The organism is Micromonospora phaseoli, assembly GCF_900109115.1.
GTDB classification, from domain to species: domain Bacteria; phylum Actinomycetota; class Actinomycetes; order Mycobacteriales; family Micromonosporaceae; genus Micromonospora; species Micromonospora phaseoli.
The window spans coordinates 250,579-271,203 of the sequence record NZ_FNYV01000007.1; the positions used below are offsets into that span (position 1 = coordinate 250,579).

General features: G+C 70.5%; 21 protein-coding genes and 1 tRNA gene. 15 read left to right on the forward strand and 7 right to left on the reverse strand.

Annotation, left to right across the window (positions count from 1 at the left end; all coding sequences use genetic code 11):
• Positions 1-12 precede the first annotated feature (12 nt).
• A complete protein-coding gene (locus BMY89_RS19375) occupies positions 13-1,053 on the forward strand; it encodes a C40 family peptidase (protein WP_232521426.1) in 1,041 nt (346 codons plus the stop codon).
• 27 nt (positions 1,054-1,080) lie between these two features.
• On the opposite strand, the gene dcd is transcribed toward BMY89_RS19375, so the two are convergent.
• A complete protein-coding gene (gene dcd / locus BMY89_RS19380; protein ID WP_092381415.1) occupies positions 1,081-1,659 on the reverse strand; it encodes a dCTP deaminase in 579 nt (192 codons plus the stop codon).
• 77 nt (positions 1,660-1,736) lie between these two features.
• Here dcd and BMY89_RS19385 point away from each other — a divergent pair, with 77 nt between their 5' ends.
• Positions 1,737-2,282 (forward strand): pyridoxamine 5'-phosphate oxidase family protein, encoded by a 546-nt coding sequence (locus BMY89_RS19385; RefSeq protein ID WP_092381416.1) that lies wholly within the window; start codon positions 1,737-1,739, stop codon positions 2,280-2,282.
• A gap of 73 nt (positions 2,283-2,355) precedes the next feature.
• On the opposite strand, the gene BMY89_RS19390 is transcribed toward BMY89_RS19385, so the two are convergent.
• On the reverse strand, positions 2,356-3,354 hold the full coding sequence (locus BMY89_RS19390) for a zinc metalloprotease (protein WP_092381417.1): 999 nt from the start codon (positions 3,352-3,354) through the stop codon (positions 2,356-2,358).
• A gap of 188 nt (positions 3,355-3,542) precedes the next feature.
• On the opposite strand from BMY89_RS19390, the gene BMY89_RS19395 reads away from it, so the two are divergent.
• A tRNA-Gly gene (locus tag BMY89_RS19395) sits at positions 3,543-3,616 on the forward strand.
• Between the two features lie 143 nt (positions 3,617-3,759).
• The gene (locus tag BMY89_RS19400; protein ID WP_092381418.1) at positions 3,760-4,638 is read left to right on the forward strand and encodes an LLM class flavin-dependent oxidoreductase; all 879 of its coding nucleotides are present in this window, start codon (positions 3,760-3,762) and stop codon (positions 4,636-4,638) included.
• A gap of 23 nt (positions 4,639-4,661) precedes the next feature.
• On the opposite strand, the gene BMY89_RS19405 is transcribed toward BMY89_RS19400, so the two are convergent.
• Positions 4,662-5,087 (reverse strand): ASCH domain-containing protein, encoded by a 426-nt coding sequence (locus BMY89_RS19405; protein ID WP_092381551.1) that lies wholly within the window; start codon positions 5,085-5,087, stop codon positions 4,662-4,664.
• A 103-nt stretch (positions 5,088-5,190) separates the two neighbouring features.
• On the opposite strand from BMY89_RS19405, the gene BMY89_RS19410 reads away from it, so the two are divergent.
• Positions 5,191-5,706 carry an alpha/beta fold hydrolase gene (locus tag BMY89_RS19410; RefSeq protein ID WP_092381419.1) on the forward strand — a complete coding sequence of 172 codons (516 nt, stop codon included), beginning with the start codon at positions 5,191-5,193 and terminating at the stop codon, positions 5,704-5,706.
• Positions 5,707-5,822: 116 nt separating this feature from the next.
• Here BMY89_RS19410 and BMY89_RS19415 read toward each other — a convergent pair whose 3' ends face one another.
• Positions 5,823-6,371, reverse strand: a complete 549-nt coding sequence (locus tag BMY89_RS19415; RefSeq protein WP_092381552.1) for a phosphoribosyltransferase — start codon at positions 6,369-6,371, stop codon at positions 5,823-5,825.
• Between the two features lie 180 nt (positions 6,372-6,551).
• On the opposite strand from BMY89_RS19415, the gene BMY89_RS19420 reads away from it, so the two are divergent.
• The 4 genes from BMY89_RS19420 (at position 6,552) to glxA (ending at position 12,554) form a co-directional block, all read left to right on the forward strand.
• Positions 6,552-7,199: a septal ring lytic transglycosylase RlpA family protein gene (locus BMY89_RS19420; RefSeq protein WP_092381420.1), complete on the forward strand. Its 648-nt coding sequence runs from the start codon at positions 6,552-6,554 to the stop codon at positions 7,197-7,199.
• 100 nt (positions 7,200-7,299) lie between these two features.
• A complete protein-coding gene (locus BMY89_RS19425) occupies positions 7,300-8,427 on the forward strand; it encodes a PP2C family protein-serine/threonine phosphatase (RefSeq protein WP_092381421.1) in 1,128 nt (375 codons plus the stop codon).
• 160 nt (positions 8,428-8,587) lie between these two features.
• Positions 8,588-10,444 carry an acyl-CoA dehydrogenase gene (locus BMY89_RS19430; RefSeq protein WP_092381422.1) on the forward strand — a complete coding sequence of 619 codons (1,857 nt, stop codon included), beginning with the start codon at positions 8,588-8,590 and terminating at the stop codon, positions 10,442-10,444.
• Positions 10,445-10,559: 115 nt separating this feature from the next.
• Complete coding sequence (glxA, locus tag BMY89_RS19435; RefSeq protein WP_092381423.1) at positions 10,560-12,554, forward strand: radical copper oxidase GlxA; 1,995 nt, start codon at positions 10,560-10,562, stop codon at positions 12,552-12,554.
• A 6-nt stretch (positions 12,555-12,560) separates the two neighbouring features.
• On the opposite strand, the gene BMY89_RS19440 is transcribed toward glxA, so the two are convergent.
• Complete coding sequence (locus tag BMY89_RS19440; protein WP_232521427.1) at positions 12,561-13,604, reverse strand: glycoside hydrolase family 6 protein; 1,044 nt, start codon at positions 13,602-13,604, stop codon at positions 12,561-12,563.
• 134 nt (positions 13,605-13,738) lie between these two features.
• On the opposite strand from BMY89_RS19440, the gene BMY89_RS19445 reads away from it, so the two are divergent.
• On the forward strand, positions 13,739-15,952 hold the full coding sequence (locus BMY89_RS19445; RefSeq protein ID WP_092381425.1) for a glycosyltransferase family 2 protein: 2,214 nt from the start codon (positions 13,739-13,741) through the stop codon (positions 15,950-15,952).
• A gap of 137 nt (positions 15,953-16,089) precedes the next feature.
• Positions 16,090-16,359, forward strand: coding sequence for a DUF6458 family protein (locus BMY89_RS19450; protein WP_092381426.1), 270 nt, complete (start codon positions 16,090-16,092; stop codon positions 16,357-16,359).
• Positions 16,360-16,398: 39 nt separating this feature from the next.
• Here the strand turns inward: BMY89_RS19450 and BMY89_RS19455 are convergent, their stop codons facing one another.
• Entirely contained in the window at positions 16,399-16,938 is a 540-nt protein-coding gene (locus tag BMY89_RS19455) for a SixA phosphatase family protein (protein WP_092381427.1), read from the reverse strand.
• 117 nt (positions 16,939-17,055) lie between these two features.
• Between BMY89_RS19455 and BMY89_RS19460 the strand changes: the two genes are divergently transcribed.
• Positions 17,056-17,340, forward strand: coding sequence for a DUF6458 family protein (locus tag BMY89_RS19460; RefSeq protein WP_092381428.1), 285 nt, complete (start codon positions 17,056-17,058; stop codon positions 17,338-17,340).
• Between the two features lie 67 nt (positions 17,341-17,407).
• Here BMY89_RS19460 and trhA read toward each other — a convergent pair whose 3' ends face one another.
• The gene (gene trhA, locus BMY89_RS19465; RefSeq protein ID WP_092381429.1) at positions 17,408-18,085 is read right to left on the reverse strand and encodes a PAQR family membrane homeostasis protein TrhA; all 678 of its coding nucleotides are present in this window, start codon (positions 18,083-18,085) and stop codon (positions 17,408-17,410) included.
• Between the two features lie 106 nt (positions 18,086-18,191).
• On the opposite strand from trhA, the gene BMY89_RS19470 reads away from it, so the two are divergent.
• From BMY89_RS19470 to BMY89_RS19480, 3 genes are read left to right on the forward strand one after another with little or no spacing between them, the layout of a single operon-like run.
• Entirely contained in the window at positions 18,192-18,938 is a 747-nt protein-coding gene (locus tag BMY89_RS19470) for a 5-oxoprolinase subunit B family protein (protein WP_092381430.1), read from the forward strand.
• Positions 18,935-19,828 carry a 5-oxoprolinase subunit C family protein gene (locus BMY89_RS19475; RefSeq protein ID WP_092381431.1) on the forward strand — a complete coding sequence of 298 codons (894 nt, stop codon included), beginning with the start codon at positions 18,935-18,937 and terminating at the stop codon, positions 19,826-19,828. The genes BMY89_RS19470 and BMY89_RS19475 overlap by 4 nt, the downstream gene beginning before the upstream one ends.
• On the forward strand, positions 19,812-20,561 hold the full coding sequence (locus BMY89_RS19480; RefSeq protein ID WP_092381432.1) for a LamB/YcsF family protein: 750 nt from the start codon (positions 19,812-19,814) through the stop codon (positions 20,559-20,561). The genes BMY89_RS19475 and BMY89_RS19480 overlap by 17 nt, the downstream gene beginning before the upstream one ends.
• The last annotated feature ends 64 nt before the right edge of the window (positions 20,562-20,625 follow it).

Below are 20,625 nucleotides of genomic sequence, written 5' to 3' on the forward strand. Positions count from 1 at the left end.
GAACGCAGCCCGGTGGCCCACCATGCCCCGCGGCGCGAGTCGCAGCGGCCGGGAATGCCCGGCCGACTGGACGCTGTGCCGCGCTTCCGCTGGTACCGCAGCAGCACCGCACTTGCCGCCCTGGCCGCGACCGCCGTGATCCTGACCGGCGGCGCGACGGCGGCCCAGGCCGACCCCACGGTCGCCGACATCGAGCGCCAGATAGACGAGGACTGGAACCGGCTCGAACCCGTCATCGAACGGCACAACGCCACCCGGCAGGACCTGGCCGCGAACCGGCGGAAGGCGGACGCCCTGACCGCCCGGATCGCACCGCTGCAGACGCAGGTGGACGAGGCGATGGACCGGGTGGGCGCGCTGGCCGCCCGCGCGTACCGGGGCGAACAGATGAGGGTCGTCAACACCCTGTTGGGCAGCCGCTCGCCGAGCGAGGTCGTCGAGCAGCTCGGCGTGCTCGATCGCTACGCCCACTACCAGCAGCAGGACGTCCGACACGCGAGTGAGCTACGCGACGAACTCACCGCCGTCCGGGCCGGGCTGGACCGCACCATCAGCGAGTTGGCGCGCAGTGAGGCCGACCTCGCGGAGAAGCGACGGCGAATCGACGCCGAGATCGACCGGCTGCAGCGGCTGCGGCTGCGGGCGTACGGCAAGGGGGGCGGCGGTCCGCTGCGACCGGCGCCATGTCCGGCCGGCTATCCGGGTGGGCCCGCAGCAGAGGCGGTCACCTTCGCCTGCGCCCAGATCGGCAAGCCCTATGCGTGGGGAGCCGAGGGACCGAACGCGTACGACTGCTCCGGGCTGACGCTGGCCGCGTGGGCGCGGGCCGGGGTGGCGCTGCCGCACAACGCGGCGCGGCAGCGTCAGGTCACCGCGTCGGTCGGCCGAGGCTCGCTGCGCCCCGGTGACCTCGTCTTCTACTACCGGGACCTGCACCACGTCGGCATGTATGTCGGCGGTGGCTGGGTGGTGCACGCCTCCCGCGCCGGCCAACCGGTGAAGATGAAGAAGCTGGACAGCAGTCCGGTGCACAGCTTCGGCCGGCCTGGCTGAGAGGTCAGCTGGTGGGCCGCTGAGGGTTCAGCTGGTGGGCCAGGTGCGCCAGCTCTGCCAGGCGCGGCTCGGCGTCGGGCCGCGCTGGCCCTGGTAGCGCGAGCCGTAGACCGCCGAGCCGTACGGGTGCTCGGCCGGCGAGGAGAGCCGGAAGATGCAGAGCTGACCGATCTTCATGCCCGGCCAGAGGGTGATCGGCAGGTTGGCCACGTTGGACAGCTCCAGGGTCACGTGACCGGAGAAGCCGGGGTCGATGAAGCCGGCGGTGGAGTGGGTGAGCAGGCCGAGTCGTCCCAGGCTGGATTTGCCTTCGAGTCGACCGGCGAGCTGGTCGCCCAGCGAGATGACCTCCAGCGTGGAGGCGAGCACGAACTCGCCCGGGTGCAGCACGAACGCCTGGCCGTCGGGGACCTCAACCGGGGAGGTGAGGTCGTCCTGCCGGGTGGCCGGGTCGATGTGGGTGTAGAGGTGGTTGTTGAAGACCCGGAACAGCTTGTCCAGGCGTACGTCGATGCTGGAGGGCTGCACCAGCGTGGGCTCGAACGGATCGAGCGTCAGGGTGCCCGCCTTGATCTCGGAGACCAGGTCGCGGTCGGAGAGCAGCATCGCCACACCATAGCTGCCGATATGCGACCTGCGTGTCGGGCTACCCGCTTCGAACGTGTGTTCGATAGGATGTCGACATGGCTTCCTGGTCCGAATTCGCCGCTGACGAGCCTCGGCTCGCCGACGGGATCCGCCTTCTCATGCAGCAGTACGGCCCGGGCTTCGGCTACCTGGCCACGGTCCGCGCCGACGGCGGGCCCCGGGTGCACCCGGTCTCCCCCGTGATCACCAACGAAGGTCTCTTCTGCTTCGTGATCGACTCGCCGAAGCGGCGCGACCTGGAACGCGACGGTCGCTACGCGCTGCACTCGTTCCCGCCGGAGGAGAGCGACGACGAGGCGTACGTCGCCGGCCGAGCCCGGCCCGTCAGCGACGACGCCACGGTGGCCCGGCTGGCTCTCGCGGCGCGGGCCGCCCCACACGCCGACTGGCGGTTGTTCGAGTTCACGGTCGACGTGGCGATGCTCGCCCGGCGTGAGCACCGGGCCACGGGTGGGCCGGGTGAGCCGGCTCCCTGCCCGGCCGTTCAGGTCTGGCTCGACCCGGCCGGCGCCACCGGAGAGGCCGTCCGCCCGGCGCCCGCGCCGCTGCATTCGGGCCGGCACCACCGCCGCGCGGCCTGAGCCCCGATGTGCCGGTGCCGGCCCCGTCAGACGGGGCCGGCACGGTCGGTCGTACGTGTTCACTGCTTCCGGGCTACGCCCGGTAGGTGTTCCAGGCGTTGATCATGCGGGTCGCCTGACCCGGGGTGAACTGGTACATGCAGGTGTCGTAGGTGTAGTCCATGAAGTTGGTGATCGGGTCGAGGCCCGTGCTGGAGCAGGTGTCCCGGCCGGTCGGGCACTGGTAGGCCGGCGATGCCTCGGCCGGAGTGTCGGCGACGCTGTCGCCGCTGCCCGAGCAGCCGCCCTGGAAGGTGTGGTAGAGGTTCAGCCAGTGGCCGACCTCGTGGGTGCCGGTGTCGCCCTGGTTGTAGTTGGTGGCGGTCCCGCCGGGCAACGACTCGCTCAGCACGACCACGCCGTCCATCACGTTCAGGGTGGTCTGCGGGAACGTCGCCCAGCCGAGCAGGCCGTTGCTCAGCGCGCCGAGGTAGATGTTGAGCGTTCCCTTGGTGCCCTGGCGTAGCTGGGTCTTCATCTGCCGCTCGGCCGTCGAGCCCTGCCGGATCGGGTACCACGAGGTGTTGGTGACCCGGTTGATGCTCTGCAGTTGGAACGCGAACGCGGTGGAGGCCCCGCCCGTCGCCCCGCTGAACGACTGGTTCAACACGTTGATCTGCGACTGGATCATCGAGTCGGGGATGTTCCCGCCGGCCCGGGTCGTGTCCCTGCGGATCACGTGCACCACGACCGGAACGGTGACCGACGCCGCGGCGGCCTGGGTGCTCAACGTACGCTGCCCGACCCGCTTGGCGCGCTCCTGAAGCAGGTCGGCGAACTCGGCCTCGCGCTGGTGTACCTGCGCGATGGTCAGCTCGTTGGGGTCGTGCTTCACCACGGCATCGCCGCGGACCCGGGCCGCAGTGCCCGTGGGATCCTCACACACCTCGTCGGCGACGGAAGCCGCCGCCGGGCTCGCGGTCGTGGTGGCGGCCGGCAGCAGGCCGACCGTGGCAACGCCGAGCACTAGGGCTAACGACGTCGATGCGATGCTGGCCACGCGCCGGTTCAGCACGACGGGACGCAGTCCCATAAGCCCACCTCTTTCTGGCGGCGCGACCGGGGGTTGTGTCGCGCCGTGCGGAAAACGTGGAGCAGACGTTACAACCCATCGACAGATTTGAACATGGCCATATGTTGCGGGGAGGAAACTTCTTGCTGGTGCGCTGCGGGGGTGCCTGGGTGCACCGGGGCGGTGACTCAGGTACAGTGATCCCGCTCGCGGGTGTAGTTCAATGGCAGAACATCAGCTTCCCAAGCTGACAGTGCGGGTTCGATTCCCGTCACCCGCTCCACCTGCAAGCCCAGGTCAGGACACGTTGCTGGGCTGGGCCAACGCGGCGACCGTCGGCGGCCGAGCTGCCGGCCCCAGTCGCCCCTGGAGTTCCTCGGCCGGCCGGACCGAACCGGCGCGCAGCGCTCCCCGTACCCTGGGATCATGCGGATTGGCATCGTGATCCTGCCCGATCAGCGCTGGTCGACCGCCCAGCACCGCTGGCGGCAGGCCGAAGAGTGGGGCTTCGACCACGCCTGGACGTACGACCACCTGGGCTGGCGCGATCTGGTCGACGGTCCCTGGTTCGACTCGATGACCACGCTGACCGCAGCAGCGACGGTGACCTCCCGGATCCGGCTCGGCACGCTCGTCGCGTCGCCGAACTTCCGGCATCCGGCGGCCTTCGCCCGGCAGGTGACCTCGCTCGACGACGTCTCCGGCGGGCGGGTGCTGCTCGGGGTTGGTGCGGGCGGCATCGGGTTCGACTCGGCCGTGCTCGGCGGCGAGACGTTGCCGCCGCGGCAGCGGGTGGACCGGTTCGGCGAGTTCACCGAGTTGCTCGACGCGATCCTGCGCGAGGACGGTACGACCTGGCGGGGCGGATGGTTCGCGGCGGTGGACGCGCGGAACAACCCGGGCTGCGTCCAGACGCCCCGGGTGCCGTTCGTGGTGGCCGCCAACGGCCCCCGCTCGATGCGGATTGCCACCCGGTTCGGGCAGGGCTGGGTCACCACCGGTCCGGACGCGGACAACCTGGCTGACTGGTGGGCGGGGGTGGGTGAAGTGGCCAACCGGCTCGACGCGTTCCTCGCGGCCGAGGGGCGCGACCCGGCCAGCCTGGACCGCTACCTCTCGCTGGATTCGGCACCCGTCTTCTCTCTGAGCAGTGCGCAGTTCTTCGCCGACCAGGTCGGCCGCGCCGCGGCGCTGGGCTTCACCGACGTGATCACGCACTGGCCCCGGGAGAGCAGTTGGTACGCCGGTGACGAGGCCGTCCTGGTCGACGTCGCCACCCGCCTGCTGCCCGAACTGCGCGGCTGAACCTCGGGCGCGGCCCCGCCGGCTCAGGTGCCGAGGTCGCCGGCGCCGCCGTCGCCGGCGGAGACCAGCCGGAAGCGTACGCAGACGATCTCGCTGTCGTCGGTGACCGGGGTGCCGACGCGAGCCCAGTAGGCGGCGTGTCCGGCCCGCCACTCCTCGATCGACCGGTCGCCCTCTCCCTCGGCGCGGGCGAAATCCCACCGGACCTCGGCGAAGCGGGTCACCTCCACCCCGGTCACCTGCACGACACCCACCAGGGCGTCGTGGTCGTCGACGAGGGCCAGCCGCTCGCCGACCTGCTCCAACTCCTCGCCCTGTTCGGCGTACTCGTCGAGCAGGCCGGCGGTCGCGGTCTTCACGCCGGCCAGCACCAGGGTGTTGAGGTTCGCTCGAAGCTCACCCGGAGTGCCGAGGGCGAGCGTGCGGAGTCCGCCGATCTGTGGCCACATCTCGCCGAGGTTACCGCCAGGTCCTGACGCCCGGTGGCGCATCGGCCGTCCCATGACGGTCAGCAGGAGGGTACGGTCGATGCTCGACGAGAAGGAGACGTCCATGGCGGACCGACGCGCGGTGCTCATTCCGGGACGCGGATACGACACCCGGTACCCCCTGTTCCTCTATCTGGGGGAGGCGCTGCGCCGGGCCGGGTTCGGGCTGCACGGGATCTCCTGGCAGGTGCCGGAGCACTTTGACATCGACACCATCGGCCGGTGGGTGTGCGATGAGGTCTCCCCTGCCCTGACCGAGCGGACGGACCTGTTGGTCGGCAAGTCGCTCGGCACGCTCGCCGCGCCGCTCGCGGCCAGCCGTGGGCTGCCCGCCGTCTGGCTCACTCCGTTGCTGCACCGCGGCGAGGTGATCGACGCACTACGGCGGGCCACCGCGCCGTTCATCCTGGTCGGCGGCACCGCCGACTCGTCCTGGGACGGCGCGATCGCTCGGCAGCTGACGCCGCACGTGCTGGAGATCCCGGCCGCCGATCACGCGCTCATGGTGCCGGGGCCGCTGGCCCACTCCGCGGAGGCGCTGGGCCAGGTCTGCACCGTGGTGGAGAACTTCGTCCGCTGACCCGGCCACCCTCGCCAGGGACCCTGCCCCGCCGGCCGGGGCGGTCCCGCGCGTCGGTGGCAGGTGTTAATAAGGGGCCCCTCCTATACCGGAGGCGTTAATAAGGGGCCCTTCCTTCAACCGAGGTCGGCGGTGGTGAGCAGGCCGGTGATGCGCAGTTCGTCGGCCACGGCCGGCGGGCAGTCGACCACCACGGCGGAGGTGCCCACCGGTTCGGCGCCCCGCTTGGTGCAGATGTCGTAGAGGGCGCGTGCCTGAGCGGCGGTGGCCACCCAGTCGTCCACCACCAGCACCCGGTCGCCGGGACCGAGGTGCCGGTCCCGAACCGCGAGATCGACGTGCCGGCCGCGGAAGTCGGGCGGGCTTTGCGCCCAGGTCAGGGAGCCGGCGGGCAGTCTTCCGTCGCCCGGCTTGTGTGCTGGCACGAACCCCACGCCGAGGGCGGTGGCCGCCAGTGGCCCGAGGAGGTATCCGGTGACGGCCGGGGAGACGACCACCGTGGGTCGGGCCGCCCGGAACGGGTCGACCAGCGCCGGCCCCAGCGCGGCGAGCGTCGCGGGGTCACGCCACCAACCGGAGATGTCGCTGACCAGGTGGCTCGCGCCCGGCCCCGGATCGATCCAGGCGAACAGCTCGACCAGGCGATTCTTCAGCGCAGCGGGCATGCCACCATCCTGCGCCAGCGCGACGGCGAGCACCGGGCCGCCCGGCCCACCTCGGGTCGGATGATCGGCTTCACGTATCCCCGCAATTGCGGTCATACCATCATGATCACGTTGACTTCGGAAGTGCTTCTCTCGTTATGGTCCGACCCGATTTGATCCGTTGAGGAAAGGACCGGGCCGGTGACTGGTAGGCACTCCCGTACCCGCAGGATCACCTCGCCGGCCGGTCTCGCGGCCAGCGCTGTGGTGGCCGTCGCGCTCGCTGTCGGAGGTACCGTCGGCGCCGTCCAGCTGACCGCCGGATCGGACCCGGTACGGCCGGCCGCGATCGACCTCTCGCCGAGTATCGGGGCGAGCGATCTGACGACCGGTTCGCCGACCGCCTCGCCGAGTGCCAGCGCCAGCGCCAGCGTCAGCGCCTCGCCGAGTGCGACGGCGAGCCCGACGCCGAGCCGCACGGCGCAGGCGGCGTCCCGGAGCAAGGAGCGTACGGCGAGCCCGACGCCGAAGCCGACGGCCAAGAAGACGACGGCCCGGCCGGTGGTGCAGACCGGTTCCTGCGGCGCCTCCTTCTACTGGCAGGGGCAGATGACCGCGAACGGCGAGACGTTCAATCCGGAGGGGTTGACGGCCGCCCACAAGACTCTGCCGTTCGACACCAAGGTCCGGGTGACCAACCCGGACAACGGCAAGTCGATCACCGTCCGGATCAACGACCGAGGCCCGTTCATCGACGGGCGCTGCCTGGACCTGTCGCGGGCCGCGTTCGCCGAGATCGCCTCGCTCGACCTCGGCCACATCGAAGTTCGCTACGAGGTGCTTGGCTGAGCCCGTGTCGCGCGGCGATCGGCTCCGAGCCGTGATCTTCGCGGTCAAAACAGTGTCGTCCGACAGGCCAGGTTTGTTCTTTCGCTCAGGTCCATCGGGCATGCTGTCGGATGTACGCACCCAACTCCTCCAGCCGGGCCGTGGCCCGCTGAGCCCCGGATCCCGCGCCGGCCTCGGCGCGGCTCTTGTCCTGCTCGCGATCGTCTCGGCGGTCGAGCTGGCGGACGGGCGCGCGGCGAACTACATCGCGCTGATGGTGGCCGCACCGTTCCTGGCCGCGGCGCTGGCCTCCTGGCGGATCGTGCTCGGCGTCGGCGCTGCCGCGTCCGTGCTCGGCGCGGCCTTCGCCCTGGCCGAGCGGACCGTCTCGCTCTCCACGGCGGTCGCCGTCGCCGGCATCGCGTTGGGCACCGGCATCGCGGCGGCGGTGGCGGCGGTGCGGCAACGGCAGGCGGAGCAGATCGCCGAGCTGTCGAAGCTCGCGACGGTCGCACAGCAGGCGGTGCTGCGTCCGCTCGGTCCCCGGGTCGGTGCGTTGTCGGTGGCCGGACGGTACATCTCGTCGACCGCCACCGCCGAGATCGGTGGCGATCTGTACGAGGCGATCGACACGCCGTACGGCGTGCGCATGATCATCGGTGACGTACGTGGCAAGGGCCTGGAGGCGGTCCGGCTGGCGAGCATCGTGCTTGGTTCGTACCGGCATGTCGCGTATGAGCGGTCCGACCTGCGTGCCGTGGTGACGGACCTGGACCGGGCGGTGGCCCGCAACGTCGGTGATGAGGACTTCGTCACCGCGGCGCTGGTGGAGGAGCGGGGCGGCACGCTCACCATCGTCAACTGCGGACACCCGGCTCCGCTGTTGCTGCGTCGCGGCGCGGTTATCCCGCTCGAACCGCCGGCGCCGGCACCCCCGCTGGGCTTCATGCCGGTGGTCCGGCCGAGAGTGGAACGGCTGGAGCCCGGCGACCGCCTGCTGCTGTTCACCGATGGGCTCGGCGAGGCGCGGCGGGACGGCGAGTTCTTTCCCACCGCCGATCGCGCCTGGCGGCTGCTCGGGCACGGCACGGTCGGCGACGGGCTCGCCTCACTGGAGACCGCTCTGGTCGAGTGGGTGCACGGCCGGCTCGACGACGACATCGCGCTGGTCCTGATGGAGTACACGGGCTCGCCGAGCACGGCGACGGCGGCGGTGCCGAGCTGGGAAGTCGGTGCGGCCGAGGGGTGAGGCCGGCCCCGGCCCGGTGTCGGCGACGCCCGCTTACCAGAACCCGAACCGCAGGTGTGTAATTGCTGTCACTTCCGGGTGCGGGTTGTCGCTGCCTACCCGTGAGTAATAGAGTTGGGTTACTGATCGGTAACACCTGTCCGGAAGCGGGGCCAGCGACATGACCCACTACAAGAGCAACCTTCGGGACCTCGAGTTCAACCTGTTCGAGGTGTTCGGAGCGGACCGGGCGTTCGGCCAGGAGCCGTACTCCGACCTGGATATCGACACCGCGCGGAGTTTCCTCGCCGAGGTCGACCGCCTGGCTCGGGAAGACCTGGCCGCCAGCTACCAGGACAGTGACCGCAACCCACCGGTCTTCGACCCGGCCACGCACTCCGCGCCGCTGCCGGAGTCGTTCAAGAAGTCGTACCAGGCGTTCATGGAGTCCGAGTTCTGGCGCCTGGACCTCCCCCCGGAGCTGGACGGAACCAACGCCCCCCGGGCGCTGTGGTGGGCGCTCGCCGAGCTGGTGCTCGGCTCGAACGCCCCCGTCTGGATGTACGCCTCCGGCCCCTCCTTCGCGCACGTGCTGCACGTCGAGGGCACGGAGCAGCAGAAGAAGTGGGCCAAGCTCTTCATCGACAGGCAGTGGGGCTCGACGATGGTGCTCACCGAGCCGGACGCCGGCTCGGATGTCGGCGCCGGTCGCACCCGCGCCATCCAGCAGCCGGACGGCTCGTGGCACATCGAGGGCGTCAAGCGCTTCATCACCTCGGGTGAGCACGATCTGAGCGACAACATCGTGCACTACGTGCTGGCCCGTCCGGTCGGTGTGGAGGGCGTGGGCGGCCCGGGCACGAAGGGCCTGTCGCTCTTCGTGGTGCCGAAGTACCACTTCGACGAGAACACCGGTGAGCTGGGCGAGCGCAACGGCGTCTACGCCACCAACGTCGAGCACAAGATGGGCCTGAAGGTCTCCAACACCTGCGAGGTGACCTTCGGCGAGCACGGCGTACCGGCCAAGGGCTGGCTGCTGGGCGAGCGGCACGACGGCATCCGGCAGATGTTCATGATCATCGAGTACGCCCGGATGATGGTCGGCACCAAGGCGATCGCCACCCTCTCCACCGGTTACCTGAACGCCCTGGAGTACGCGAAGAACCGGGTGCAGGGCGCCGACCTGGCCCAGCAGACGGACAAGACCGCTCCCCGGGTGAGCATCACCCACCACCCGGACGTGCGTCGTTCGTTGCTGCTGCAGAAGTCGTACGCCGAGGGCCTGCGGGCGCTGGTCCTGTACACCGCCTCCTGGCAGGACAAGGTCGCCATCGCCGAGGCGGCCGGCGACGAGAAGGCCACCAAGCTGGCCAAGCGGGTCAACGACCTGTTGCTCCCGCTGGTCAAGGGGGTCGGCTCGGAGCGGGCGTACGAGTTGCTCGGGCACGAGTCGCTGCAGACCTTCGGTGGCTCCGGCTTCCTGCAGGACTACCCGCTGGAGCAGTACGTCCGAGACGCGAAGATCGACACGCTGTACGAGGGCACCACGGCAATCCAGAGCCTCGACCTGATCTTCCGGAAGATCGTCCGGGACAACGGCAAGGCCCTGATGGCGGTCTCCGGCGAGATCCAGGAGTTCATCGCCACCGAGGCCGGCAACGGCCAGCTCAAGGAGGAGCGTCAGGCGCTCGGCAGGGCGCTCGCCGAGATCCAGACCATCCTCGGGGTGATGACCGGTTGGCTGGGCGAGGCGCAGGGCGGCGACACCCGCGCCATCTACAAGGTCGGGCTGGGCAGCCGACGGTTCCTGCTGGCCATCGGTGACCTGGTGGTCGGCTGGCTGCTGCAGAAGCAGGCCGACGTGGCGCTCAAGGCGCTGGCCGGCGAGGTCTCGGCCGCCGACAAGGCGTTCTACACCGGAAAGGTGGCCGCTGCCCGGTTCTTCGCTCGCGAGGTGCTGCCCCGCATCGGCGCCGACCGCCGGATCATCGAGGGCACCGACCTGGACGTCATGGACCTCCCGGAGGAGGCGTTCTGACCCGGCCGCAACGCCGGGCGGCCGACGGGCTGAGGCCCGTCGGCCGCCCTGGCCGTCGGTCGACGGTGACCGGGCCGATGTCCGTCAAGGTGGCCGGAGCGTTAGTCTGCAGCGCGTGAAGTGGCCAACCGGTCAGAGCCTGCGGCAGCGGGTGGTGCTCCCCGTCGTCGGCGTGTCGATCCTGCTCACCGCCAACGTCCCACCGCTGTACAACTTCTCCAGCAACTGGCTGCACGAGCGCAAGATCAATAGTGCCGAGTACCAGCGCGAGCACGGCTTCTGGCAGGTTCTCGAGCTGCCGGAAGACCGGCGGGTCAACGCCATCCATGCGGCGCTGCTGCCCACCGGCAAGGTGCTGTTGGTGGCCGGGTCAGGCAACGTCCGCGACCAGTTCGACGCCGGCACCTTCCGTACGCTGCTGTTCGATCCGGCGACCAACGCCACCGAACAGGTGCCCACCCCGGTGGACGTGTTCTGCGCCGGACACGCATTCCTGCCCGACGGAAACCTGCTCGTCGCCGGCGGCACCCAGCGCTACGAGGTCCTCGAAGAGGACGTCGAACGCGCCGGCGGGACCATGGTGGTCAAGAACGAGTCCCCGAACGGCAGCCCGCGCAACTTCGTCAAGGGCACCGAATTCGTCGCCCCCGACGGCCGGCGCTACACCGCCGGCCACGACTTCGTGGTCCCGCCGGCCACCAAGACGGTCGAGGAGATCGAGCCCGGGGACACCGACCACGATCCGGACCACGCCGACCCTGACCACCCCGCCGAGCGGGTGACCGTCACCGCCAGCGAGACCGCGATCTGGGTCGACGCGGCCGGCTTCGGTGACGAGTACATCGTCGACCGGCAGACCCAGTACCGGTTGAACGCCCTGGTCGGCGCCGACGCGGAGAACATCTATGGCCTCGCCGACGCCATCACCATGGAGAAGCAGGACTATCAGGGCCTGGCCGACGCGTACGAGTTCAACCCGTGGACCGAGCGCTACGAACGGGTCGACGACATGTTCGAGAAGCGTTGGTACCCGACGCTGACCGGACTGCCCGACGGTCGGGTGCTGACCGTCTCTGGTCTCGACGGCAGCGGCCGGATCCTCGACGGTACGCAGAACGAGATCTATGACCCGGGCACCAAGAGCTGGACGTTGCGGCCCGACCTGAAGCGCTACTTCCCGACCTACCCCAGCCTCTTCCAGACCGCGGCGTCGGATGTGCTGTTCTACAGCGGCTCGAATGCCGGATACGGTCCGGAGGAGCAGGGCCGTGATCCGGGTTTCTGGGATCTGAGTGACAACTCGTTCACCGAGGTCGAAGGGCTGCGCGACACCGACCAACTGGAAACCAGCATGAGCGCCTGGGTCGGTCCGGTCCAGCAGCAGCGGATCATGGTCGTCGGCGGGGGTGGCGTCGGAGAGTCCGAACTGTCCACCGACCGGATCGACATCATCGACCTGGACAGCCCCGACCCGAGGTTCACCCCCGGCCCTGACCTGCCGGAGAACACCCGCTACCCGAACCTGGTGCAGTTGCCGGACGACACCACCCTGATCACCAACGGATCCAGCGACTACCGGGGCCGCAGCGACAGCGACAACCACACCGCACGGATCTACCACCCGGAGTCCAACACCCTTGCCGTCGCCGCCGACCCGCGCGTCGGCCGCAACTACCACGCGGCGGCGCTGCTGCTGCCCGACGGGCGGGTGCTGACCGTCGGCTCGGATCCCCTGTTCCGTGATGCCAAGAACAGCATCAGCGGTGAATTCGAGCAGCGGCTGGAGTTGTACTCGCCGCCGTACCTCTTCCGTGGCGACCGTCCGGAGATCGGTGCCGTGCCATCGGAGGTGAAGCGGGGGCAGCAGATCACCGTCACCAGCCCCGACGCGGACCGGATCGACAAGATCCGGCTGATCCGGCCGGGTGCCGCCACCCACATGCTCAACAACGAGCAGCGCTCGGTGGCGGTCGAGTTCACCGCAGGGCCGCAAGGGCTGGAGCTGAAGATGCCGCGTAAGGCGGGGGTCCTGCTGTCCGGGCCGTACCTGCTGTTCGCCGTCGATTCGGACGGGGTGCCGTCGGTCGGCGTACCGGTGATGGTGTCCTGACCGTCGTCAGTCGCCGGCCAGTTGGAGGGCGTACTCGGACCACCACTGGCCGGCTGCCGGCTCGCCGGGTCGGCACGCGCCGTCGGACTCGCCCGGTCGCTTGATCCACAGCAGCGCGTCGACGCGATCCAGGCCGGTCGAGGTGGTCGGTGCCGCACCGAGTCGGCGTCCTGGCGGATTGCACCAGGCCGGACCGCCGTCGACCGTCGCGCCGCCGGCCGGCCCGGCGCCGTTGCGGCTGGTGTCGACGACGAATCGGGTACGCCCACCGAGCGCGTCGGACAACTGCCGGCCATAGTCGACGTTCTCCGACGTACGGATGAAGTTCGATACGTTGAGCGCGAAGCCGTCGGCCTGCTCGATCCCGGCCCCGCGTAGCGCCGTCGACAGCCGGGACACGTCGCGAACCCACCGGGGGTGGCCGGCGTCGAGGTAGACCTGTGCGGTGCCGGTCTGCTTGAGCACGGTGACCGCCTCGGCGAGCAGCGCGAGCCGGTCACTGCTGCCGTCACACTTGTCCAGGCTGTGCGCCACCGCATCCGGTTCGACGATCACCGTCACCGGCCGGCCGTCGACCCCCGCCGCGAAGCCGCGGATCCATGCCCGGTAGTCGTCGCCGTCAAGGGCGCCGCCACCGCTGAAGCTGCCGCAGTCGCGGCCCGGGATGTGATAGGCCACCAGCACCGGCATCTGGCCGGCATCGGTGGCCCGGCTCAGCACCGCGTCGACCGCCGCCGTCACCTGCGACGTGTCGCTGGTGATCCAGACTGCCGCGGGTTGCTCGCTGATCCGCCGAATCCGGTCGGCGTCGTCGGTCCGTCCGGCGCTCTGCCACGTGGCGACCTGTTCGGCTGCGGCACCGTTCGGGTCGACGAAGAGCGTCGCACCGGCCAGGGGTACCGGCGCGCTCGGTCGGGCTTGCTCGGCGCTGGCTCCGGTGGTCGGCTCCGGCTCCGGCGCAGCCTCCGGACGCCCACACCCAGCCGACACCAGCAGAGCCGCTACCGCGGGTAGGGCGAGCACCGACCAGCGGGGCAGCGAAAACAGCACCGTTTGTCCTCCGTTGCGGGCGTAACGCACCGCCGAGACTAGCTCAACCAGCCGATCTGAAACTGAAACCAGGTTGCCGTACCATCGCGCTGAACCGTCGGCCAGGGCATGGGGCCGGCGGCAATGTGAGCAGGATGGCAGGGCTTGTACCGGTGACCGATCCCTTCGAGATTCCGGTATACGGGCGATCCTGGGCCCGGCTCGAGGCGTTCAGCAGAATCGCCGGCCCGTTGACCGAGCCGCCGGCCGGCCAGCCATATCGGGTGCGTTACCGCAGCATGCACCGGGTGACCGGGAACCGGCGGATCGTGACCGCGGTCGGCATCGCGTTGGCGAACATCTGCTTCGAGGTGTTCTTTCTCATCTGGCTGTTTCAGCCCGGCCATCTCGCCGACACGAATCCGGGGCCGGTCGCGGAGGTGGCCCGGGTGGCGAACATCTTCGTCATCTGCTCGATCATTCTCGTCGAGTCGTTACGACTGATCAACGTCCTGTCACTCTCGCTCGCCTCGGTCATCGCCCGGGACCCGATCCCGGTGACGCCACCCGCCGGGCTGAAGGTCGCTTTCCTCACCACGATCGTGCCGAGCAAGGAGCCGATTGCGGTGGTGCGAGACACGCTGCGCGCCGCCAAACGCATCCGTCATCGGGGCGTGTTCGACGTCTGGCTGCTCGACGAGGGCGACGACCCGGACGTCAAGGCGATGTGCGCGGAGTTGGGTGTCCGGCATTTCACCCGTAAGGGCGTGGACGGCTACAACCAGGCGCGCGGTCCATTTCGGGCCAGGACCAAGCACGGCAACTACAACGCCTGGGTCGACGCGCACGGCGGCGGGTACGACGTGTTCCTCTCGGTCGACCCCGACCACGTCCCACTGGCCAACTTCGCCGAACGAATTCTCGGTTACTTCCGTGACCCGGACGTCGCCTACGTCGTCGGTCCGCAGTGCTACAAGAACGGCGAGGCGTTCGTGACCCGCGCCGCCGAGTCGCAGCAGTTCCCGTTCCACAGTGTGATCCAACGGGCGGCCAACACGTACGGCACGTCGATGCTGGTCGGCACCAACAACGCGATCCGGATCCGGGCGTTGCGGGACGTCGGCGGGCTCAGCGACTCCATCACCGAGGACATGGCCACCGGCCTGGCCGTGCACACCACCCGCAACCGGGTCACCGGCCGGCGGTGGAAGTCGGTCTACACTCCCGACGTACTCTCCGCCGGCGACGGTCCGTCCAGTTGGAGCGACTACTTCTCCCAGCAGCGCCGCTGGTCGCGCGGCACCTTCGAGCTGCTTTTCGGCCGCTACTGGCTGCGCTTCCCCCGACTCTCCGTCGGCGGCATGCTGCACTACACGCTGATCACGACGTTCTACCCGTCGATGGCGATCGGCTGGCTGCTCGGCATCGTCAACGCGTTGCTGTTCCTGGCACTCGGGGTCACCGGCATGACCATCTCCCCGCAGCTGTGGTTCGCCCTGTACACCGACGCCACGGCCTTCTCCCTCTGGCTCTACCTGTACAACCGGCAGTACAACGTCAGTCCGTACGAACCGCCCGGCTCGCGCGGCCTCAAGGGCATGTTGATGTCGATCATTTCGGCACCGATCTACGCCGGGCAGCTGGTCAGCACGTGGCTGCGTCGGCCAGCCCGGTTCGTGGTCACCCCGAAGGGCACGCACAGCAGCAGCGACGGGTTGTACACGTTCCGGGCCCACCTGGGATGGCTGGCGGTGCTGGTGGCGGCGATCGTCGTCGCGTTCGTCCGCGACTACGCCAGCCCCGCAGCGCTGCTCTGGCCGGTCGTCGCGCTGCTGATCTGCCTGGCGCCGATCGCCCTGTGGCGGCGGGACCTCCGCGTGATCGCCTCCGCGCCGGCCGGTGCCCCGGACCGGCCCGATCCCGTCCAGGAGGTACGCAGCCCGGACCGGGTCGGCGACATCACCATGGAGATCCCGAGGGTGCTGCGCGACGCGCATCTGGCCAGCCGGTCGACCGGCGCGCCACGCAAGGACGACGGCCCTGCCGCGGCCGGTGGCCCCCGGCCGACCCGAATTCCCCGGCAGGCCGACCCACCCGGCACGGAACGGATCCAGCGGCACGACATGGATGCGACCGTACGATTCCGGGCATCCACCGGCACGACGCCGAGGGTCGACGGCCGGTCCGGGCAGGGCGCAGCGCCCGACCAGAGGCCCGGTGGAGCCGGCGCAGCGGAGTCCGCACCCGGGCCGACGACCGAGGACCCGGCGTCGGCGACCATCGAACTGGCGGCGATCCGGCCGACAGAGTCGGAGGATCGGGCGGCCAGCCGTGGCGAGAGGCCCGGGTGGTTCGGGTCGAACAGCTGACGTCCGTCCGCCACTGCCCGGGCCCGGTCCAGGGTGTTCCGCTGGCAGCTGGTGGGGGTAACGGAGCGGCTGACGGGTAACCGAAGCGGACCAGTCCGAGTACGCCCAGAGCAACCGCACGGGGGAGTGCCGCGCACATGGGCATTGGTAGTGGGATCTTCCTGATCGCGATCGGCGCGATCCTGACCTTCGCCATCCGGGCCAACGTCTGGTGGATCGACCTGCGGGCGGTCGGCTGGGTCTTCATCCTGGCCGGACTGGCCTTCCTGCTCACCACGCTCTGGTTCTGGCAGGACCGTCGCAAGCGGGCCCGGACACTGATCGTGGAGGAGAACCGGCTCTCGCATCCGACCGCGATGATGCCGCCGCCTCCCGACCCGCCACCACCGACCGCACCACCGAGCTGAGCCGGCGCGTCAGCCGAGCGCACCACCGCACACCGCACGCTAGCCGCGTGCGGTGTGCCGTGCGTCGATCCCGGCCGCCCCACGGCCCAGCTCCGCCCACGGCGTCGCTGTCCGGTGCACCACCAGGTCGCTGGTACGCAGCCCGTCCGGGGCGGAGTGGAGCGGATCGAGCAGCTCGGACAGCAGCGAGATGCCCGGGTTGTGGGCGATCAGCAGCACCGTCGTCGCGGTCGGTGTCACCCGTCGGACCAGGGTGAGCAGGTCCTCCGGGTGTGCCTCGTACGCGTCCGGTTCGTAGCGGACCACCGGTGCCGGTCCGGCGGGGCCGCCCTCCGGCGGTGAGCCGGTCATCCCCATCTCCACCTGGTGCCAGGTCTGCCGGGTGCGCAGGGCCGTGGAGCAGAGCACCACGTCCGGCAGCAGACTGTGCCGGGCCAGCCAGGCGCCGGCTGCCGCAGCGTCGGCGCGCCCTCGGACGGCCAGTGGACGCTCCATGTCGGGAGCGTCCGCTGTGGGCTGTTCGGCCTTGGCGTGCCGCAGCAGCACGAGGGTCCGTCCATCCACCGGGCTGTCTGTCATGTCCCAAGCTTGCCCGATTGGCGATCTCCGTGCCGGGGTAAGTCCATCGGTGCCGCAACCTCATCCGTGGCCGCGGCGGAGTGAAATGCCAGCTTCGACAGCCAAGGAGACGACGAGATGGGTATCGGTGGCAGCATTTTCCTGATCGCGCTGGGCGCGATCTTCGCGTTCGCGGTGGAGGCGGAGGTCGGCTGGCTCGACCTGAGCGTCGTCGGCTGGGTGCTGATGCTCGCCGGAGTCGCCGGGCTGATCACGACCCTGTACTTCTGGAATTCGCGCCGGCGTCCGGCTGTCGCTCCGGTGCGTGAGGAGCGGGTGGTCGCCGACCGTGCCGTGCCGGTCCAGGAAGACCGGGTGGTGCAGGAGTACCGCGAGGTGCGTCGGCCCGGCCCGACGGTCTGACCTTCGACGAACGGACCAAGCGGGGTGACGGGCGTGCCCGTCACCCCGCTTGCGTTGTGCGCTCGGCTCAGGCGAACAGCGCGAAGTAGATCGCGATGTGGTGGCAGACCGCGGCGACCAGGGTGCAGGCGTGGAAGAACTCGTGGTGCCCGAAGACGGTGGGCCACGGGTTGGGACGGCGGAGAGCGTAGAAGACCGCTCCGACTGTGTAGATCGCACCGCCCACGCTGAGCAGCACCAGCGCGGTCACCCCGCCCTGGTGGAGGATGTCGGGCAGCATCGCCACCGACACCCAACCGAGGGCGACGTACAGCGGCGCGGAGATCCAGCGGGAGGCGTGCGGCCAGACCAGCTTGAGCGCCACCCCGGCCAGGGCGCCGCCCCAGACCACCGAGAGCATGATCACGGCGGCACGGGTCTCCAGCAGCAGCAGGCAGAACGGTGTGTAGGTGCCGGCGATGAACAGGAAGATCATCGAGTGGTCCATCCGGCGCATGACCGCGTAGCCGCGCGTCGACCACACCCGACGGTGGTAGAGCGCGCTGGTGCCGAAGAGACCGCAGACGGTGAGGCTGTAGACGGCTGAGCTGACCAGGGGTGTCCAGCCGGGGCGGGTGGCGGCGATCGAGCAGAGCACGATGCCGCAGACCAGGGCGACGAAGAACGCGTACGTGTGCAGCCAGCCGCGCATCCGGGGTTTCCCGATGTCGACCGGCTTGAGCCGGGGGCGTGCTGAGGTGGTCACGTCCTTAGGTTACGACACCGTAGGTTACTTTCGGGTAGTGCAACAGGTCACCCTGTCCGACCAGCGGACGACGCGCACGTGTCCCCGGTCGGAGGAGGATGGCGGGATGCGGATCAGACCGGTCGGCGCACACGCCCTCCTGCTCGACTTCGCCGTGGCCCCGCCCGAGCCGGCGGCTCTCCGGCCGGCGGCCCCGGGTAGCCGCACCGGGCCGGCGGGGGCTGATCTCGCCGAGCCGGTGGGGGCCGGCCACACCGAACCGGCGAGGGCATCCGGGGCGGACGTCGCCGTGGTGGTGGAGGCGTGGCGGGCGGAGCTCTGGCGCCGCCGGGACCAGGGCGAACTGATCGCCACCGAGATCGTGCCGGCGGCCACCACCGTGCTGCTGGACGGCCTACCGGATCCGGTCACCACGGCCACCCGGATCGAAGCCTGGCGGCCAGCCACCACCAGTGCCCCCGGCAACTCCGGCACCGACCTCGTCGAGGTACCCGTGGTCTTCGACGGTGAAGACCTGCCCCGAGTCGCCGAACACTGGCAGGTGGACGTGCCGGCCGTCGTGCGCCGCCTGCGGCAGACCGAGTTCCGGGTGGCGTTCTGCGGCTTCGCCCCCGGCTTCGGCTACCTGACCGGCCTGCCTGCCGAACTGGCCGTACCCCGGTTGGCCACCCCACGTCCCCGGGTGCCGGTCGGCTCGGTCGGCCTGGCCGGCCCGTACGCGGGGATCTACCCGACCGCGTCGCCCGGCGGCTGGCTCCTGGTCGGGCGTACCACGCTGACGCTGTTCGACATACACGCCGATCCGCCGGCCCGGCTCAGCCCCGGCATCCGGGTCCGGCTGGCGCCCGCATGACCGAGCCCGCCGCCCCCGAGCCCGTCAACCTTGCTGACGCCGCCGTCGAGGTGCTTCGTGCCGGGGTGCTCACCACCGTGCAGGATCTGGGGCGGCCGGGCTGGGCGCACCTGGGGGTACCCCGATCCGGTGCGCTCGACCCGGCGGCGCTCCGGCTGGCCAATCGGCTGGTCGGCAACCCGGAGTCCGCCGCCGGACTGGAGATCACGTTGACCGGCTGCGACCTGCGGCCGACCCGGGCCACCACGGTCGCCGTGGTGGGGGCCGAGGCCGACGTGCGAGTCGGTCAACGGCCCGGCGACGTCGGCCGCCCGCTGGCCGTACCGGCGGGGGCGGTGCTCCGGATCGGCCCCGCCCGACGGGGTGTGCGCTGCTGGCTCGCGGTGGCCGGCGGAATCGCCGTCGCCCCGGTACTGGGCAGCCGGGCCACCGACACCCTCGCCGGGATCGGGCCGGCACCGCTGCGCGACGGCGACCTGCTTCCGCTGGGCACGCCGGTCGGCCCACCCGCCCCGATCGACCTCACCGTGCCGGTCGCACCCCCGGCGGAACTCCGTCTCGCCGTGCGGCTCGGCCCACGACACGACTGGTTCACTCCGGCCGCACTGGACCGGTTGCTCGGCACGGCGTACCAGGTGAGCCCGCTGAGCAACCGGGTCGGCGCGCGACTGACCGGCGCACCGCTGCCCCGCGCGGTCGCCGGGGAACTGCCCAGCGAAGGGCTCGTCCTCGGCGCGGTGCAGGTGCCGGCCGACGGCCAGCCGTTGATCTTCCTGGCCGACCATCCCACCACCGGTGGTTACCCGGTCATCGCGGTGCTGGACGACGTGACCCCGCTCGCGCAGGCCCGCCCAGGCACTACGGTGAGGTTTCATGGACCTCAACGCTGACCTCGGCGAGGGATTCGGCATCTGGCGTCTCGGCGACGACGAGGCGTTGCTGGACCTGGTCACCTCCGCCAACGTCGCATGCGGCTTCCACGCCGGCGACCCCGCCACGATGCGCCGGGTCTGCGCAGCCGCCGCCGAGCGAGGAGTCGCCGTGGGGGCCCAGGTCGGCTACCGGGACCTCGCCGGCTTCGGCCGACGGCACATCGCGTACGACTTCGCGGAGCTGCGCGACGACGTCCTGTACCAGCTCGGCGCGCTCGACGCGTTCTGCCGGGCCTACCGCACCCGGATCCGCTACCTCAAGCCGCACGGCGCGCTCTACCACGCCGCCGCGTGCGACGAGACGCAAGCGGCGGCCCTGGTGGCCGCGCTCAACGACTACGACCGGGACCTGCCGGTGCTCTGCCCGCCCGGCTCGGTGCTGGCCCAGCTCGCCCAGGGGGCCGGAATACGGGTGGTGGCCGAGGGCTTCGCCGACCGCAACTACCTGCCCAACGGCCGACTGGTGCCGCGTAGTTCGCCCGACGCGCTGGTCACCGACCCACCGGAGGTGGCCAGGCGAGCGGTGCGGATGGCCACCGAGCGGGTGGCGGTCACCGTCGACGGCAGCGCCATCCCGTGCCCGGTGGAGTCCATCTGCCTGCACGGCGACAGCCCCGGCGCGGTGGCCGCCGCAGAACTGGTCCGCGCCGCCCTCATCGAGGCCGGCATCACCCCCACCCCGTTCAGCTGAGATGCAAGGAGGGGGCCCTTATTAACGCCTGGTGTAGGTAAAGGGCCCCTTCCTAACAACAGCA

Bases quoted from the DNA above. Each gene is read 5' to 3' on its own strand.
- dcd (WP_092381415.1), bottom strand. From the start codon at position 1,659: ATGCTGCTCTCCGACCGCGACCTGGTCTCCGAGATCAAGGCGGGCACC.
- BMY89_RS19385 (WP_092381416.1), top strand. From the start codon at position 1,737: ATGGCTTCCTGGTCCGAATTCGCCGCTGACGAGCCTCGGCTCGCCGAC.
- BMY89_RS19390 (WP_092381417.1), bottom strand. From the start codon at position 3,354: ATGGGACTGCGTCCCGTCGTGCTGAACCGGCGCGTGGCCAGCATCGCA.
- BMY89_RS19400 (WP_092381418.1), top strand. From the start codon at position 3,760: ATGCGGATTGGCATCGTGATCCTGCCCGATCAGCGCTGGTCGACCGCC.
- BMY89_RS19405 (WP_092381551.1), bottom strand. From the start codon at position 5,087: ATGTGGCCACAGATCGGCGGACTCCGCACGCTCGCCCTCGGCACTCCG.
- BMY89_RS19410 (WP_092381419.1), top strand. From the start codon at position 5,191: ATGGCGGACCGACGCGCGGTGCTCATTCCGGGACGCGGATACGACACC.
- BMY89_RS19415 (WP_092381552.1), bottom strand. From the start codon at position 6,371: ATGCCCGCTGCGCTGAAGAATCGCCTGGTCGAGCTGTTCGCCTGGATC.
- BMY89_RS19425 (WP_092381421.1), top strand. From the start codon at position 7,300: ATGCTGTCGGATGTACGCACCCAACTCCTCCAGCCGGGCCGTGGCCCG.
- BMY89_RS19430 (WP_092381422.1), top strand. From the start codon at position 8,588: ATGACCCACTACAAGAGCAACCTTCGGGACCTCGAGTTCAACCTGTTC.
- BMY89_RS19445 (WP_092381425.1), top strand. From the start codon at position 13,739: ATGGCAGGGCTTGTACCGGTGACCGATCCCTTCGAGATTCCGGTATAC.
- BMY89_RS19450 (WP_092381426.1), top strand. From the start codon at position 16,090: ATGGGCATTGGTAGTGGGATCTTCCTGATCGCGATCGGCGCGATCCTG.
- BMY89_RS19455 (WP_092381427.1), bottom strand. From the start codon at position 16,938: ATGACAGACAGCCCGGTGGATGGACGGACCCTCGTGCTGCTGCGGCAC.
- BMY89_RS19460 (WP_092381428.1), top strand. From the start codon at position 17,056: ATGGGTATCGGTGGCAGCATTTTCCTGATCGCGCTGGGCGCGATCTTC.
- BMY89_RS19470 (WP_092381430.1), top strand. From the start codon at position 18,192: ATGCGGATCAGACCGGTCGGCGCACACGCCCTCCTGCTCGACTTCGCC.
- BMY89_RS19475 (WP_092381431.1), top strand. From the start codon at position 18,935: ATGACCGAGCCCGCCGCCCCCGAGCCCGTCAACCTTGCTGACGCCGCC.
- BMY89_RS19480 (WP_092381432.1), top strand. From the start codon at position 19,812: ATGGACCTCAACGCTGACCTCGGCGAGGGATTCGGCATCTGGCGTCTC.